Raw genomic sequence first — 16,156 nt, 5'->3', positions numbered from 1 at the left:
TGATTGTAAGTCCCTTCTATTTTATTGTTCCTTTTGTCTTGGCTGATGATCTGAAGAAGGATCAGAAATGTTTTCCTCCTGAAGCGGATCAACCGTATGTTTAATCGTGTATGCTTTAGACGTTGTCACTACACTTAAAATCAATATTGTAAATACAATTAGTATGGCAATAACTACAATAGCTATATACATCTGATCGTCCCCCTTTACACATGCTATTCTACCATGAAATGAATCATTCATGATAAAATCAAATACCCTTCTTGCTGCTAAATTTCCGTTTTACTTTTTGGGAAATGGGTAATATAAAAAGGGAGGATGATAAAAATGAACGATAACTTAATTAAAGCAGTTAATCAGCAAGTTGCAAACTGGACCATTCTATATGTAAAATTGCATAATTATCACTGGTACATTAAAGGACGTCATTTCTTTACACTACATGAAAAATTCGAAGAACTTTATAATGAAGCAAATGTGCATATTGATGAATTGGCAGAAAGAATACTGGCACTAGAAGGAAAACCAGTTGCCACAATGAAAGATTGCCTAGAAACGTCTTCTATAAAAGAAGCTACTGGCAATGAAACAGATGATGAAATGGTGAAAAGCATCTGTGAAGACTTTGAAAAAATGGTGGACGAGCTTCAAGAAGCCATTGAACTGGCAGAGGAAGCGAATGATGAGGGCACTGGCGATATGCTTATTGCCGTCAAACAAAGCTTGAAAAAACATATTTGGATGCTGAAAGCATACTTAGGATAATTCTTAGAAAAGGCTGATTCAACAATGAGTTGAATCAGCCTTTTTTCTACCTCAAAAAGGTATACATTAAGAAAGTTAAACTTAAACAAGCCCGTTCCACTTGCGCTGCGGACCTCATTTTAAGTGGGGAGGAAGCTGAGCCTCCTCCCATTTTATTTTCAGCCACTTTCTTTTCAGCTTTATGTAAATCAATGAATATTTCGCTGATGCACAGGAAGTACTCTTTTTTGCCCATAGTCTTCACTTGCGAATTTACCTTTTAAGCTTTCAATTAAGTAGATGCCCATCAGATTATTTAGCTCTTGGTTATCTAGATCATGAATGATGGCAAGCAGATCGTCCCGATTCATTTCTTCCAGGAAAGCAAAGGCGAGCATGTCAATGTCTTCTTCATCTCCTGTGAGCTTATCGCGGTATAGCTCATACAGTTCGTCGATTAGCTTCATGTCTATTCACCTCCGTTTTCTTTAATATGTTTTTACCCTGAAGTTGGATAATATATGCGCTTTTGAAGCGCAAGTCTTACGTTAGTATATGTATTAACTTTTCATTTGATCGTATTTTTCAAATTATTTTCATGAAATGTTCGATTCCGTTTCATACTAAGAGAAAACGTTTGGAATGGAGCGGTAAAAATGATGAATGAAAGAAAAACCTATTACATTGGGTTAGCCAACGGGGAAATTTCGCAAAGCGCTACAAGCTCACCATGGGATTTTAAAATCGAGGCAAATGATGAAGAGATTATCACTCTTCGTGAATATTTCGATCAGAACTATTCTACCGAATGGCAAAATTTCTACCGGGCACATGTTCCTTATGTACAATATCATTACGATCGGGAAAATGATGCTTATGACTCAACATTACAGATGATCTATGGTTTTATCTACAAGCATGGCGATGATACGGCTAAAAGGCATATTGAAAGCATGGGCATTCTTCCTGAAGAAAAATAAAGTGCAGAGCGATTAAAAAGCTCCAGCATTCTCTAGAAATGCTGGAGCGCCATATTATATTGCCATATCAACCGCTGAATCAAGAACTTCCTGCGGTACTGTAATGCTCTCAATATTGTTAAAGTCTGTGTATTCACCGTTCACCGTTTGAATAACATTAACGGTATCGCCTTCAACACCCATTTCCATATCCATTGTCATATTAAGAACATTTGGATAAAAAGTTTCTTTATCAACTAAAATCTCATACTGCACACTGTTGATGTTTAGGCCTTCAAATGCATCTTCTCCAGCACCAGCCGCTAATTCAGGCGGCAGGTTTTCCATAGCTGTTTCTTTAATGAATTCGTTAAACTTATCACCGCTGGCATCTAACGTTAAGATATAATTTTGATCATCCTGTTCAAATGTGAAATCATCCGCAAACTCCTGCAGATTATTTAATTCTGCTCCAGGGTTTGTTTGCTGATCGGATAATTGCAGAAGCTGATCTGACATTTCCTGCGGGAATTTCATCCACTGTGCACTTGCTGTATCATAAATGAAAATTCCATCTTCAGTAAAATAGCTCTCTGTTTCCATTGATTCGCCTGCAAGACTCATCGTCATGTTCTGATAAAAAGCTAAAGGCTCAGCTGTTACATCCATGCTGATATCAGAGTTTGTTTCCATGCTTTCTTCACCAAGGCTAATATCCTGGACTAAATTCATATCAACACTAAAGCTTTTCAATTCTTCAGAAGCAGCTGCTGATTTCTCGAATACCTCTTCGAGTGTTAATTCAGAAACTTCTTCTGGATTCTGCTCTTCGTCTTCACTGCCTACAGGGTCAGCTGTCTGCCCGCAGCCTGCTAAAAACAGCATAACGGCTGTGAGGAAGCTAATAAGTATAAACGGCTTTTTTTTCAAGATATACATCTCCTTTTGTTTTTTCACTTAAACTATACGCTGTTTTTTCCAGAAAAGTTTCAAAACTGTTAAAAATGTTCCATATTTCCTATGTAAATATGAACTTATTTTTCTATTACCCAAGAAAAATGTGTATTAAGCACCAAATTGAAAATCATGATAAAATAATGAAAATATTTCAAGTAAAGTAGTGATTTTGATGGTCGGTTTTCATAATAGAAAAGGAGAAGTGCTGAGCTGGTCTTTTTCACAAGACAGTTTTCATCAGCCTGCATCCCATGTGTTAGTGTTAACATCCTATAATAATCAGTGGCTGCTGACCAAACATAAAGAAAGAGGTCTGGAGTTTCCCGGAGGTAAGGCAGAAAAGGGTGAAACCATTGAAGAAGCAGCCATTAGGGAGGTATGGGAAGAAACGGGAGGAAGGATTGCAGCCCTGACGCATCTGGGAGAATACGAACTAAATATAAATGGTTCTTCTTATGTGAAAGCAGTTTTTTTCGCAGAAATAGAAGCCTTGTCCGTAATGGAATCTTACCTGGAAACAAACGGTCCTGCATTAATTGAAGGAGACATTCTGCATAAAAGATGGGAACCTCAATTCAGTTTTATTATGCAGGATGATATTGTAGAAGTATTTATAAAAAGATGGCAATCCCTGCAATAGACAAAGATCGTTTTATCCTTAAGTTCCTCATCATATGAAGAGGCGGTCATCTCCAGCAGCCGGAATCGGTGCATAAGGGAATGGCCGCCTCCTTAGCATAGTGAAAAGGATCATCAGTTATTTCGAATCAGCTTTTTTTCAAGCAATTCGACAAGCTGATACATAACGGTTGCTAGAACAGCAATGACAAGCAGTGCAAGCATCACTAATGTAAAATTGAATACTTGGAATCCATAAATAATCATATACCCTAATCCCTTGGAAGCAACGAGAAATTCTCCGACAATAACCCCAACCCACGATAACCCGACATTCACTTTCAATGTGGAAATAATGACAGGAAATGAGCATGGGAGAATGGCCTCTTTAAAAATCTGTTTTCTAGTACCTCCGAAGGTTTGCATAACCTTCACATAGTTTGGATCAACTTCCCTAAAGGCGGTATATACAACAATGGTTGTGATGATGACTGAAATGATGGCACCCATTGCCACAATAGATGTAAAGCTTGGTCCGAGAGCAACGATTAAAATAGGGCCAAGCGCTACCTTAGGCATGGAATTTAAGATTACTAAATAAGGATCCAGTATTTTTGAGAGCATAGGCGACCACCAGAGGACAGCAGCCAGCAAAGTTCCTAAAAGTGTTCCTAATATGAACCCAAGAACCGTTTCACCTAATGTATAGCTTAAATCAGCCAAAAGACTCCCATCTGCCATTTTATCAAGAAATAATGCCCATACTTTAGAAGGTGAACTGAAAATGAGCGGATCGATCCACTGCAGTTGACTGGCAATCTCCCAAATAGCAAAGAAGACGATAAAAATAACGATTTGATAGAAACGAATCCATCTCTTCTCTTTTTTTAATGATTGGATGTATTGGTTATGCAAAATTTTAGTATTCGTCTTTTGTTCCAAGGGATTCCAGCTCCTTCCATATCGTTTGGAAAATATCAGAATAGGCAGGATGATTTCGTGCATCAAATGGGGTGCTGTCTCTTAATTCCTTTGGAATGATAAACGTTTTATGAATTTGCCCTGGTCCAGCTGAAAATAGGAATACCCGGTCACTCATTGCAATTGCTTCTCCTATATCATGGGTGACTAAAATAGCCGTTTTCTTAAATGATTTTAGCGTGTTTGAAACGAGATCCTCGAGCTTGAGTTTTGTCTGATAATCGAGCGCAGAAAAAGGTTCATCCAGCATAAGCAGCTTCGGTTCTGTTGCGAGCGTTCTTACTAAAGCTGCTCTTTGACGCATGCCTCCTGATAATTGTTTCGGAAATTGTGACTCAACCCCTACAAGGCCCATTTCTTCCAGTAAACGAATGGTCGTTTCTCTGTTTTCTTCATTTAAACGGCCCGCAACCTTTAAACCAAGTAAAATATTCTCTTCAATTGTTTTCCAGGGAAAAAGATAATCCTGCTGCAGCATATACCCAATATCATGCTGAAGCGATTGAACAGGCTGATTCTTAAGTGTTACATCTCCTTCCGTTGGAGATAGCAGTCCGGCGATGATTGATAGCAACGTCGTTTTCCCGCATCCGCTTGGGCCAAGAAAGGAAACAAATTCCCCTTCTTCGACCGTGAGCGAAACATCGGAGAGGGCCGTAACTGCACTGGTCTTTGTAAAATAGGTGTGATGTATTCGATCAATTTTTAAGAAATCCATCATCGGCCTCCTCTTTTTCTAAGTGATATAGCATTCTATTAAATTGTTTTTAGCTTGTCGCGGCTGGTCAAGCCGCCTGCGCTTTTCTTATTCCATAACACCTTCTGCGAATTCGGTGTTAACAAGTTCTTCATAATCAATTCTTTTTGGTAGTTCTCCTGCTTCGTCCATAATGTTCTGCAGGTTATCCCATTCTTCTGCGTCAAGGATCGGATCTGTCGCGAATGAACCTTGACTTTTATAGCGATCGACTGCCATTTCGATGATTTCGGTATCTGTGTCTTCAAAGTAGCCGCTAATGGCTTCAGCAGTTTCCTTTGCACTGTGCGAATCTACCCATTGCTGTGCTTTGTAGATTGCTCTTGTAAATTTCTCAACAGTTTCTTTGTTTTCTTCCATATAACTGTCTTTTGTCATAAAAGTTGTGTAAGGCAAATGACCTGATTCAACCCCAAACGAAGCTACAATGTGGCCGATGCCTTCTTTTTCAAAAACACTGGCAGTTGGTTCAAATAATTGAACAAATTCTCCTGTTCCCGAAGAAAAGGATGGTGCAATGTTTGCAAAGTCAATATTTTGGATAAGGTTTAAATCATTGTGTGGATCAATTCCATGTTTCTTTAATGTGAATTCACCAGCCATTTGCGGCATACCGCCTTTACGCTGGCCAAGGAATGTGCTGCCTTCTAACATTTCCCAAGAGAAATTATCAATTTTTTCACGGGAAACTAAAAAAGTACCGTCTGTTTGAGTAAGCTGTGCAAAATTAATGACCGGATCATTTGCTCCCTGAGCTGCAACGTAAATAGAAGTTTCAGAACCAACAAGTGCAACATCAATACTATCGGAGAGCAATGCAGTCATTGTTTTATCTCCGCCTGCTGTTGTGGTAAGCTCGATATCAAGCCCCTCTTCCTCAAAAAAGCCTTTTTCAATGGCGACATATTGAGGTGCATAAAAAATGGAGCGCGTAACCTCGCCAATTTTTACTTTTTGCAGATCGCTGCTTCCGCAGGCTGCCAGTGGAATAATAAGTACAAATATAAGCAAAATAGAGAAACTGATTTTTAGAGATTTTTTCATAAGTAAATAATCCTCCTTTACAAACTAACTTGGTGTAAATGCCTAAAATATCGTATGAATAAGGGCGGAATGTGTGATTGCCTATAAAAGAAAAATTATTGTTATCTGACGGAGCTGACTTACATGAAACATTTACATTCTAGAATTCGTTTTCCATCGCCACATCCAGAGGTTGATCTCTTTCTCGTCACTTTTTACGGTGATGGGCTGCTGATGAAAGGCCTGTTGGCAGAGCCTAAAGCAGATGGACAGTACGAAGGGTTTCTTTATCTAAGAGGCGGAATCAAAAACGTAGGTAAAGTAAGACCATCAAGGATTACCCAATTTGCGTCAGAGGGATTTATTGTTTTTGCCCCTTTTTATAGAGGAAATCAAGGGGGAGAAGGGAATGAGGATTTTGCAGGAGAAGACAGGGGCGACGCCTTTGCTGCCTTTGAATTAGTAGAATCGCATCCTCGTGTAAAAAATGTCCATGTCTTTGGATTTTCAAGAGGCGGTGTAATGGCGCTTTTAACAGCCATTCAATTCCCTCAGACTGCATCTGTTGTCACCTGGGGCGGTGTAAGTGATATGTCACTGACATATGTGGAACGCAAGGACCTCCGCAGAATGATGAAAAGGGTGATTGGCGGAACACCGTCAAAATTTCCTGATGAATACCGTTCACGCACTCCTCTATACGAGCTGGAGAAGGTGTCAGCACCTGTATTAATCATTCATGGTGTTAAAGACCAGAATGTGTCAATTGAACACTCTTATCGGCTAGAAAATCGTTTAACTGAGCTTCAGAAACCATATGATAGCTGGTATTTTAAAGAATACACACACTATTTCCCTCCAGCTATGAACAGGAAAATAGTCAAAGACTTAACCGCCTGGATGAAAAAACAAACCAAGACATGATAAAATAGCATAAATGAGTAATATGGAGGAGCGATCATAATGGGAATGCCATTAGAGTTAAATACAATGATTGTGACAAAAGGGAAAGAGAAAAGATTAGATGAAAACAATTTTAAACTGACAAAAGACGGCTATCGCCTTTATCCGCTAGACATCCCGCTTGAAGTCAAGAAGACAAAAGACGGTGAACTGAGCGGAACGGGCATCATCCAAACATTGACACTTGAAGATAATCAGACCACGATTACCTATAAGCTTGTTGCCTTAAAAAGCACTAATTAAAAACAACCCCAATCCGTCACAGGATTGGGGTTGTTTTATTATTTTTATCGGGAGTATTCATACAAATAGTCTTTTGTCTTCGTCTATTGAAGCGGCAAATTTTCTTTAAAGCGTTGGCCCGCCTTTTACAATAATGTCATGTGCCACATGATCAAACTTTTTAAAGTTGTCGCGGAACTTAGCTGCAAGTTCTTTCGCTTTTTTATTATAGGCTTCTTGGTCTGACCACGTTTTGTGAGGCTGAAGTACTTCATCTGGAACGCCTGTTACATGAAGCGGAACATCTAAACCAAAGATTTCATTTTTGATGGTTTCAACATTGTTTAATTCGCCTTCCAATGCTGCTTCTACCATTGCCCTCGTATAGGCAAGCTTCATGCGGCTTCCAGTACCGTATTCTCCGCCAGTCCAGCCTGTATTGACCAAATAAACTTTTGTATTATGTTCATCCATTTTTTTGCCGAGCATTTCAGCATATTGTACTGCTGGAAGCGGAAGGAATGGCGAACCGAAGCAGGTAGAAAATGTAGCCTGCGGTGACGTAACGCCACGCTCTGTGCCAGCCAGCTTGGATGTATAGCCGCTTAAGAAATGATACATGGCCTGTTCTTTCGTAAGTTTAGAAATAGGAGGCAGTACGCCAAACGCATCAGCCGTCAGGAAGATAATTGTATTTGGATGCCCTGCGACACTTGGATCAACAATATTATTAATTGCCTGCAATTGATAAGCAGCTCTCGTATTCTCTGTCAGCGTGTTATCATCATAATCAGCTATTCTAGTTTCATGGTCTAGAGCAACATTTTCAAGAACAGCTCCAAAACGGATTGCATTGAAAATCTGCGGCTCTTTTTCAGCTGCAAGATTAATGCATTTTGCATAGCAGCCGCCTTCGATATTAAATACGCCATTCGGTGACCATCCGTGCTCATCATCTCCAATTAAACGGCGATTGTTATCAGCTGATAAGGTCGTTTTTCCTGTTCCGGATAATCCAAAGAATAAGGCAACATCACCCTCTCTTCCGACATTGGCTGAGCAATGCATCGGGAGGATTCCGTTTTCAGGAAGTATATAATTCATAACCGAAAAAATTGATTTTTTCATTTCTCCAGCATATTCTGTTCCGCCAATCAGCACCGTGCGCCGTTCAAAAGAAATAATAATAAAAGTTTCGGATCCTGTGCCGTCAATCTCAGGATCTGCTTTAAAGTTTGGGGCTGAAATAACAGTAAATTCAGACTTATGACCAGGCAGCTCATCAGCGGTTGGCCGGATAAAGAGCTGATGTGCAAACAAATTATGCCATGCGTATTCATTGATTACTTGAATGGGAAGGCGATGTTTTGCATCTGCACCTGCATATCCTTTAAAGACAAAAACTTCATCTTGATTTTTTAAATAAGTCAGGACTTTGTCATATAAACGGGAAAATGCTTCTTCAGAAATCGGCTGGTTTACAGGGCCCCAATCAATTTTATCAATCGTTGAAGCTTCTTCAACAATATACTTATCTTTAGGGGAACGTCCTGTATATGTTCCAGTAGTGGCACGAACTGCGCCGGTAGAGGTTAACACACCTTCGCCCCTTTTTAATACTTTTTCAACAAGCTGCGGGACAGAAAGCTGAGTTTGAGTATGCTCGGAATTTAATAGTTGTGATAATCCGTTCGACAGGCTAACAGAGTTCATCTGATGAATACCTTCCTTTTTTTAGAATTAGTAGTACAAAGTATGAAAGTGATTACATCTCTCGAATAGTATAACACATTTATATGAATAGTCTATACTATTTGTGTGTGTTATGAAAAAGAATTAAATAAATGTGCAACCCTCCCGGACTGTTTTTTTACATACTTATAATGGGAATGTTAAAATAAAGAAAACAACGAAATGAGCTGATCAAAATGAAAATGACCGTTTTATATGATGGAACTTGTTCATTATGCAAGGAGTCGAGACGTCTTTTCGAAAAGCTCGATTGGCTGGATAAAATAAACTGGGTTTCTCTGCAGGAATATGAAAAAACAAATGGGGAAACAGGGTACAATCAAAAAGAATTGCGCAAAGAAATTCATCTGATTACAGGAAGTGGAAAAGTTTTGAAAGGCTTCTATGCTGTAAGATTGATTATGCTTCAATGCCCGCCTGCTTTTGTGCCTGGTCTATTGATGTACTTCCCGCTCGTGCCCCTTATTGGAAAGCCTATTTATAAGATGGTTGCTAAAAATAGACATAAATTCTTCAGACGAAAATGTGATGATGGAAGCTGTGCTTTGTAATAAATCCGATTGGTTTAATAAGGAATTAGAATTAGTTTAGAAAAATAAATTGACATCCTTTAGACTTGTGCGCTAATATTTACAGTTGAACGGATACTCTCTTATCCCGAGCTGGTGGAGGGACAGGCCCTATGAAACCCAGCAACCTGCTTATTTTTTAAAATAAGGCAAAGGTGCTAACCTGAAGCAAGGATCTAGTCCTTGAACGATAAGAGTGAAAGGCGCGAATTGATTTGCTTTCAACCTTTTCACTTGTGGGAAGGTTTTTTATTTTGCAGTCAGACGCTTTTTTATGGCGGCAGAATCAAGCGGATTTAACTTTCTGTAACCGCTGATTTTCGACCAATTATAATAAAATCGCCATGTTTATTTCATACTACTAAGGGAATGAGTTCCGTATCAATTTAAGATTCATTGTCATACAATAATCTTGCCAATTTGAAGTTAGGGAGGAACCCAGATGTCAACAAAACGCCGTTTGTTTACTTCTGAATCAGTAACTGAAGGTCATCCGGATAAAATCTGTGACCAGATTTCTGATGCTATTTTAGATGCTATTCTTTCAAAGGATGCAAATGCACGTGTTGCTGCAGAAACGTCTGTCACAACAGGGCTTGTATTAGTTGCTGGAGAAATTACAACTTCTACATATGTAGATATTCCAAAGATTGTTCGTGAAACAGTTAAAGAAATTGGCTATACACGTGCGAAATATGGATTTGATGCTGAAACATGTTCTGTTTTAACATCCATTGATGAGCAGTCTGCAGATATTGCTATGGGTGTTGATCAGGCGCTTGAAGCGCGTGAAGGCCAAATGAGCGATGAAGAAATTGAAGCAATTGGAGCAGGAGACCAAGGTTTAATGTTCGGATTTGCTTGTAATGAAACAAAGGAGCTTATGCCGCTTCCTATTTCATTGGCTCATAAATTATCACGCCGTTTAACTGAAGTTCGCAAAGAGGAAATTCTTCCTTACCTGCGCCCTGACGGTAAAACACAGGTAACAGTTGAGTATGATGAAAACAACAAACCAGTTCGCATTGATACAATTGTTATTTCTACTCAGCACCACCCTGAAGTGACATTAGAGCAAATTCAGCGCAATTTAAAAGAATATGTCATTAACCCTGTTGTACCAAGTGAGTTAATTGACGAAAACACGAAATATTTCATTAATCCTACTGGCCGTTTCGTAATCGGCGGACCTCAAGGGGACGCTGGCTTAACAGGACGTAAGATTATTGTTGATACGTACGGCGGCTATGCACGCCATGGCGGCGGCGCATTCTCTGGTAAGGATCCAACTAAAGTGGACCGTTCTGCTGCTTATGCTGCTCGTTATGTTGCGAAGAACCTTGTAGCGGCTGGATTAGCTGATAAAGTTGAAGTTCAGCTTGCATACGCAATTGGTGTAGCACAGCCTGTATCCATTTCTGTAGACACATTTGGAACTGGCAAGGTATCTGAGGATGTTCTTGTTGATGTTGTCCGAAACAACTTTGACTTGCGCCCAGCAGGCATTATCAATATGCTTGATCTGCGCCGTCCGATCTACAAGCAGACTGCTGCATACGGACACTTTGGCCGTACAGACTTAGATCTTCCATGGGAGCGCACTGACAAAGCTGACGCTCTTCGTGCTGAAGCACTTCAGTAATAGCAGATAGCAATTAGCGAAAGAAGCTAATCATTGGTTTAGATGCCGATGGTTAGCTTTTTTTATTGTAGAGAGATTTTCAAGGGCTTAGGTCTTGGAAAGTGAGGAGGGATGCCTTTCTTTTGGAATGAGGAGAGGGGAGCGAAAGAGGTTGGTATGCAGGGCTTATTAATCTAGATATAGGGAAACAGAGGTTGAAAAGGGAGAAATACTCCCTTAGGATTCAGAAACAGGAAAATGGAGTCGCGCAAAAGGGAGAAACATCCCACTATAATCCAGTAAAAGGGAAATGGTGTCGCGTAAAAGGAAGAAACTCACTTCTGAAATCTAGAAAAAGGGAAATAGAGTTGCGCAAAAGGGAGAAACATCCCACTATAATCCAGAAAAAGGGAAATAGAGTCGCGCAAAAGGGAGAAACACCCCTCTATAATCCAGAAAAAGGGAAATGGTGTCGCGTAAAAGACAGAAACACCCCTACAGAATCCAGAAAAAGGAAAATGGTGTCGCGCAAAAGACAGAAACCCCCCTCTATAATCCAGAAAAAGGAAAACAGTGTCGCGCAAAAGGGAGAAACACCCCTCTGAAATCCAGAAACAGGGAAAAAGAGTCGCGTAAAAGACAGAAACACCCCTCTATAATCCAGAAAAAGGAAAACGGTGTCGCGTAAAAGGAAGAAACACCCCTCCATAATCCAGAAAAAGGAAAACAGTGTCGCGTAAAAGACAGAAACACCCCTCTGAAATCCAGAAACAGGAAAATAGAGTCGCGCAAAAGGAAGAAACACCCCTCTATAATCCAGAAAAAGGAAAAAAAGAGTTGCGCAAAAGGGAGAAACACCCCTCTATAATCCAGAAACAGGAAAATAGAGTCGCGCAAAAGGAAGAAACACCCCACTATAATCCAGAAAAAGGGAAATAGAGTCGCGCAAAAGACAGAAACCCCCCTCTATAATCCAGAAAAAGGAAAATAGAGTCGCGCATAAGGAAGAAACCCCCCTCTATAATCCAAAAAAAGAAAAATGCAGTCGTGCCAAAAGGCCTCTACCAGTGAATTTCACATTTTAACACTCGACCAAATCCTAAATTAAGTCATCGCAGCCACAAACCATAAATAATGAAACAAATTCACATCTTTTTACGTCAAATGTATATAGGTGTAACCGCAGATGGTTATCCTTACTGTAAATCGTCAAAGCTAAGAATGATACAACTTCCTGTTTCCTTCCATTTCCAATGAAAGTAACACGAATTTAATACATTAGATAGTGCCATTTTCAGCTAATTAGTGGTAGTATTAGAAGGTATTTGTGTTGAAAGTTTAAAGACTGAAAAGATAAGTGGGTGCTACATACATGTGTGGTTTTATAGGTTGCGTGCATAATCAGGCACAGCAATTCCGTGAAGAAGCTAAAGAACAATTTACAAAAATGAACAATGTGATTACACATAGAGGTCCAGATGATTCTGGCTATTATTACGATGATTATGTTCAGTTCGGTTTCCGCAGACTGAGTATTATTGATATTGAAAGCGGCCATCAGCCCCTAACATATGAAAATGAACGCTACTGGATTATTTTTAATGGAGAGATCTATAACTATGTAGAACTCCGTGAAGAGTTAATTCAAGAGGGACTGACATTTGAAACACATTCTGACACGGAAGTGATCATTGCGCTGTTCAGTTATTATAAGGAAAAGGCCGTTGAAAAGCTTCGCGGCATGTTTTCATTTGTTATTTGGGATAAGCAGGATGAACGTTTATATGGCGCGCGTGATCCTTTTGGCATCAAGCCGTTCTTCTATTTTGATGATGGGGAGAAAACATTCTTTGCATCTGAAAAGAAGAGTATTATGCTGGCTCAGCAAAATGATGTTATTAACTATGAATCGCTTCAGCATTATTTAACTTATCAATTTGTGCCTGAACCGTTTACGATGACAGATGGTATTCATAAGCTTGAACCTGGCCATTATTTTACGAAAAAAATGGGCGAAAAGATGGAGATTAAGCGTTATTGGAAAGCATCCTTCCATCCTGTTCAAAAATCAGAAACAGATTTCATTAAAGAAATTAAAGATGTAATGTTCGATTCAGTTAAAATGCATATGAGAAGTGATGTGCCGGTTGGTTCCTTCTTATCGGGCGGTATCGATTCTTCTATCATTGCGTCCATTGCTAAAGAATATCATCCATCCATTAAAACGTTCTCAGTTGGTTTTGAGCACAACGGCTTTAGTGAGGTAGATGTGGCACAGGAAACGGCTGAAAAGCTTGGTGTTGAGAATATCAGTTATATTATTACGCCGGAAGAGTATATGAATGAAGTGCCAAAGATTATGTGGCATATGGATGATCCGCTTGCAGATCCAGCTTGTGTACCGCTTTATTTTGTGTCGCGTGAAGCACGGAAACACGTTACAGTTGTCCTCTCAGGTGAAGGTGCAGACGAATTATTTGGCGGATATAATATTTACCGAGAGCCTCAATCACTAGAAATGTTCAACAAAATTCCTGCGGTCGGGAAATCGTTTTTGCGTTTATTAGCGAAGATGATGCCAGAGGGCATGAAAGGTAAAAGCTTTATTGAACGCGGAGTAACACCAATGGAAGAGCGCTATATCGGGAATGCCAAGATGTTTACAGAACAGGAAAAGAAGAATCTCCTGCATGTGTATAACGATGGTTTGAAATATACAGACATCACGAAGCCGCTTTATGCGGAAAGCCGCGGATATGACCCGGTTGATACGATGCAGTATATCGATATTCATACTTGGATGCGCGGAGATATTCTTCTTAAAGCAGATAAAATGACAATGGCACATTCTCTTGAACTTCGCGTGCCTTTCCTTGATAAAGAAGTGTTTAAAGTGGCTTCAACTATTCCGACAAGCTTAAAAACGACGAATGGCACGACTAAATATATTCTTCGTAAAGCTGCTGAAGGTGTTGTGCCTGATCACGTCTTGAACAGGAAGAAGCTTGGATTCCCAGTTCCAATTCGTCACTGGCTAAAAAATGAAATGAATGAATGGGCGAAAAACATCATTCGTGAAAGCCAAACAGATCATTTAATTCACAAGGATTATGTTTTAAGGCTTCTTGAAGATCATTGCCAAAATAAAGCAGATTACAGCCGTAAAATATGGACAGTGCTTATGTTTATGGTTTGGCATGCAGTCTATATTGAAAAGAAGTATTCGTTTGAAGAAGAAGCACTAAAAGCTAAACAGATGCAGCACTAAGAAAAAGCCTGGGCATATGCCCAGGCTTTTCGTTATTCAGATAGATAGGTGATTGCTTGGCTGCCCATTTGAACCCATGCTTCTGCAAACGAATCAAGCGGTGCTTTTTTATTTTTTTCACCTGTTAGCGGGTCATTAAAATAGACATATGATTGATCGTAGCCTGTTAAAAGAACAGAGTGCTCTTTATAAGTAATATCAATTTTTCCGCTCGGTGTCTGCCAAGTTTCAAACATGTTTTTAGGGAGCTTTTGATACGTTGTATTCGTGATCACCCATACAGGGCGATGATCGGATAAATGGATTTTTAATTCCGTAAAGTCGGAACTGGTTAAATCCATAATTCTTCCAGGTAAATACTGTTCCGCTAATTTTTTGATTGGCTTATGATATACCCCAAATCCAGGATTGTCATATGAGTACATATCACCGACAAATCCATCATTTGGATGTCCAAATGAAATTTGTCCATTCTTATTTATATAAGGAACATCCGTCTTTGTTACTTCTTTTGCCAGTGTAAGCTTGTCTGCTTTCACCCCGGCATGTGTAAGCAGCATGGCGAGACTAGTGACCTCGCAGCCGCGGGGAAGCTGTGGAAACTGATTGAGTGCTGCCACATCAATTAAAATCTTCTCTTTCAATTTTATGATTAAAGGTTCTTCCTCCTCAGTCTCCAATGATGCAGAAGACTGTACAGGTCCATCCAGCCAATTTCTGAAATTTTCCATCGCTAATACAATCTTTTGCTTTCCTGCAAGAGAGGAAATAACCGTTGCAGCGATTAGAAGTAAAATAAATAGAGATGGTTTATATAAACGTGAACGGGACCTTCTTGCTAATAGGACAAGAATGCTCATTATGATCAAAATAAGCAAAGCTCCTATCAATAAACCCATTCCGCATCACCGCCTTTGTAGAACAATCCTTTTTAGAGCTCTTTTATTTAATATCGGTTTCTTTCAATAAATGTGAACACAATCACAGAAGTAATTAGGGATATATTTGAAAATTTTGGGGTAACTATATGATAAAGTTTCTTTTATTAGATGTAATAAACCTTGACAGCATATGCCTTCAAGGTTTATTTCTCAATTTACGTGTTTAGCATAAAATAGCCCGCTGGATAGCACAGTTATTTCTTCAGTGATTTATAGTATTGTCCCTTTTCTGCATATTCTCTAGTGATACGCTCCATATCTTTAAGGTCATCTTCGTTTAGTTCACGGATGACTTTTGCTGGTCTTCCAAAAGCTAGTGTGTTCGGCGGGATTATTTTTCCTTGAGGTACAAGGCTGCCTGCTCCTATAAATGCACCTTCGCCAATTTCAGCATCATCTAATATAATCGATCCCATCCCAATTAACGCCTTTTTTCGGATTTTACAGCTATGGAGGATAACACTGTGTCCAATTGTAGCTTCATCTTCAATAATTAAAGGACTGCCTGGGCTTTGATGCAATACAGAATTGTCTTGGATATTCACCCGTTTTCCGATAATAGTAGGGGAGACATCACCGCGAATAACTGAATTAAACCACACACTGGAAAATTCGTCTATGATCACGTCGCCTGTAATAATTGTATTATCCGCTAAATAGACTGACTCATGGATTTTTGGATATTTTTCCTGATAAGGATAGATCATATTTAGACCTGCCTTTCATTTAATGTCTTGCCCATATTTTATCACAATGATTGAAATGAGACTGCATGAAGGCT

Annotated in this window: 17 protein-coding genes and 1 riboswitch; of the genes, 8 read left to right on the top strand and 9 right to left on the bottom strand. The window is 39.5% G+C overall.

Translation table 11 applies throughout. The annotated features are described in order from the left end of the window. Nucleotides 1-21: 21 nt before the first annotated feature. Nucleotides 22-192, bottom strand: coding sequence for a YtzI protein (ytzI, locus tag J1899_RS17595; protein ID WP_082851616.1), 171 nt, complete (start codon nucleotides 190-192; stop codon nucleotides 22-24). A 135-nt stretch (nucleotides 193-327) separates the two neighbouring features. Between ytzI and J1899_RS17590 the strand changes: the two genes are divergently transcribed. Continuing rightward, nucleotides 328-765 (top strand): Dps family protein, encoded by a 438-nt coding sequence (locus J1899_RS17590; RefSeq protein WP_066442892.1) that lies wholly within the window; start codon nucleotides 328-330, stop codon nucleotides 763-765. A 188-nt stretch (nucleotides 766-953) separates the two neighbouring features. Here J1899_RS17590 and J1899_RS17585 read toward each other — a convergent pair whose 3' ends face one another. Next, the gene (locus tag J1899_RS17585; RefSeq protein ID WP_066442893.1) at nucleotides 954-1,211 is read right to left on the bottom strand and encodes a DUF6154 family protein; all 258 of its coding nucleotides are present in this window, start codon (nucleotides 1,209-1,211) and stop codon (nucleotides 954-956) included. Between the two features lie 189 nt (nucleotides 1,212-1,400). Here J1899_RS17585 and J1899_RS17580 point away from each other — a divergent pair, with 189 nt between their 5' ends. Beyond that, a complete protein-coding gene (locus J1899_RS17580) occupies nucleotides 1,401-1,724 on the top strand; it encodes a hydrolase (RefSeq protein ID WP_066442894.1) in 324 nt (107 codons plus the stop codon). 54 nt (nucleotides 1,725-1,778) lie between these two features. Here J1899_RS17580 and J1899_RS17575 read toward each other — a convergent pair whose 3' ends face one another. Further along, entirely contained in the window at nucleotides 1,779-2,633 is an 855-nt protein-coding gene (locus J1899_RS17575; protein ID WP_425514979.1) for a DUF6612 family protein, read from the bottom strand. A gap of 199 nt (nucleotides 2,634-2,832) precedes the next feature. Between J1899_RS17575 and ytkD the strand changes: the two genes are divergently transcribed. After that, nucleotides 2,833-3,300: an RNA deprotection pyrophosphohydrolase gene (gene ytkD / locus J1899_RS17570; protein WP_066442895.1), complete on the top strand. Its 468-nt coding sequence runs from the start codon at nucleotides 2,833-2,835 to the stop codon at nucleotides 3,298-3,300. A gap of 113 nt (nucleotides 3,301-3,413) precedes the next feature. Here the strand turns inward: ytkD and J1899_RS17565 are convergent, their stop codons facing one another. From J1899_RS17565 to J1899_RS17555, 3 genes are all read right to left on the bottom strand, one after another. Then, nucleotides 3,414-4,220 carry an ABC transporter permease gene (locus J1899_RS17565; RefSeq protein ID WP_246586510.1) on the bottom strand — a complete coding sequence of 269 codons (807 nt, stop codon included), beginning with the start codon at nucleotides 4,218-4,220 and terminating at the stop codon, nucleotides 3,414-3,416. Further along, nucleotides 4,198-4,977: an ABC transporter ATP-binding protein gene (locus tag J1899_RS17560; RefSeq protein ID WP_066442897.1), complete on the bottom strand. Its 780-nt coding sequence runs from the start codon at nucleotides 4,975-4,977 to the stop codon at nucleotides 4,198-4,200. The genes J1899_RS17565 and J1899_RS17560 overlap by 23 nt, the downstream gene beginning before the upstream one ends. A gap of 87 nt (nucleotides 4,978-5,064) precedes the next feature. Beyond that, nucleotides 5,065-6,060, bottom strand: a complete 996-nt coding sequence (locus J1899_RS17555) for an ABC transporter substrate-binding protein (protein ID WP_214475520.1) — start codon at nucleotides 6,058-6,060, stop codon at nucleotides 5,065-5,067. A gap of 123 nt (nucleotides 6,061-6,183) precedes the next feature. Between J1899_RS17555 and J1899_RS17550 the strand changes: the two genes are divergently transcribed. Together J1899_RS17550 and J1899_RS17545 are read left to right on the top strand one after the other, a co-directional pair. Further along, complete coding sequence (locus J1899_RS17550; RefSeq protein WP_214475518.1) at nucleotides 6,184-6,963, top strand: alpha/beta hydrolase family protein; 780 nt, start codon at nucleotides 6,184-6,186, stop codon at nucleotides 6,961-6,963. A gap of 39 nt (nucleotides 6,964-7,002) precedes the next feature. Next, nucleotides 7,003-7,245, top strand: coding sequence for a DUF2584 domain-containing protein (locus J1899_RS17545; RefSeq protein ID WP_151576062.1), 243 nt, complete (start codon nucleotides 7,003-7,005; stop codon nucleotides 7,243-7,245). A gap of 105 nt (nucleotides 7,246-7,350) precedes the next feature. Here J1899_RS17545 and pckA read toward each other — a convergent pair whose 3' ends face one another. Beyond that, nucleotides 7,351-8,937: a phosphoenolpyruvate carboxykinase (ATP) gene (pckA, locus tag J1899_RS17540; RefSeq protein WP_214475515.1), complete on the bottom strand. Its 1,587-nt coding sequence runs from the start codon at nucleotides 8,935-8,937 to the stop codon at nucleotides 7,351-7,353. A 215-nt stretch (nucleotides 8,938-9,152) separates the two neighbouring features. Between pckA and J1899_RS17535 the strand changes: the two genes are divergently transcribed. The 3 genes from J1899_RS17535 to asnB all read left to right on the top strand — a co-directional run bounded on the left by J1899_RS17535 (nucleotide 9,153) and on the right by asnB (nucleotide 14,434). Beyond that, a complete protein-coding gene (locus J1899_RS17535) occupies nucleotides 9,153-9,527 on the top strand; it encodes a thiol-disulfide oxidoreductase DCC family protein (protein ID WP_066442902.1) in 375 nt (124 codons plus the stop codon). A 98-nt stretch (nucleotides 9,528-9,625) separates the two neighbouring features. Continuing rightward, nucleotides 9,626-9,742, top strand: a riboswitch (SAM riboswitch). Between the two features lie 245 nt (nucleotides 9,743-9,987). Then, on the top strand, nucleotides 9,988-11,187 hold the full coding sequence (gene metK / locus J1899_RS17530; RefSeq protein WP_066442903.1) for a methionine adenosyltransferase: 1,200 nt from the start codon (nucleotides 9,988-9,990) through the stop codon (nucleotides 11,185-11,187). A 1,351-nt stretch (nucleotides 11,188-12,538) separates the two neighbouring features. Further along, a complete protein-coding gene (gene asnB, locus J1899_RS17525; RefSeq protein ID WP_214475513.1) occupies nucleotides 12,539-14,434 on the top strand; it encodes an asparagine synthase (glutamine-hydrolyzing) in 1,896 nt (631 codons plus the stop codon). Between the two features lie 32 nt (nucleotides 14,435-14,466). Here the strand turns inward: asnB and J1899_RS17520 are convergent, their stop codons facing one another. Next, nucleotides 14,467-15,333 (bottom strand): C39 family peptidase, encoded by an 867-nt coding sequence (locus tag J1899_RS17520; protein WP_214475511.1) that lies wholly within the window; start codon nucleotides 15,331-15,333, stop codon nucleotides 14,467-14,469. 236 nt (nucleotides 15,334-15,569) lie between these two features. Continuing rightward, nucleotides 15,570-16,082 (bottom strand): gamma carbonic anhydrase, encoded by a 513-nt coding sequence (locus J1899_RS17515; protein WP_066442906.1) that lies wholly within the window; start codon nucleotides 16,080-16,082, stop codon nucleotides 15,570-15,572. Nucleotides 16,083-16,156: the final 74 nt, after the last annotated feature.

Source organism: Cytobacillus gottheilii, from assembly GCF_018582665.1.
Taxonomy (GTDB): Bacteria; Bacillota; Bacilli; order Bacillales; family Cytobacillaceae; genus Cytobacillus; species Cytobacillus gottheilii.
The sequence above is the reverse complement of the archived record's forward strand: the minus strand, read 5'-3'. Positions and strand labels throughout refer to the sequence as shown.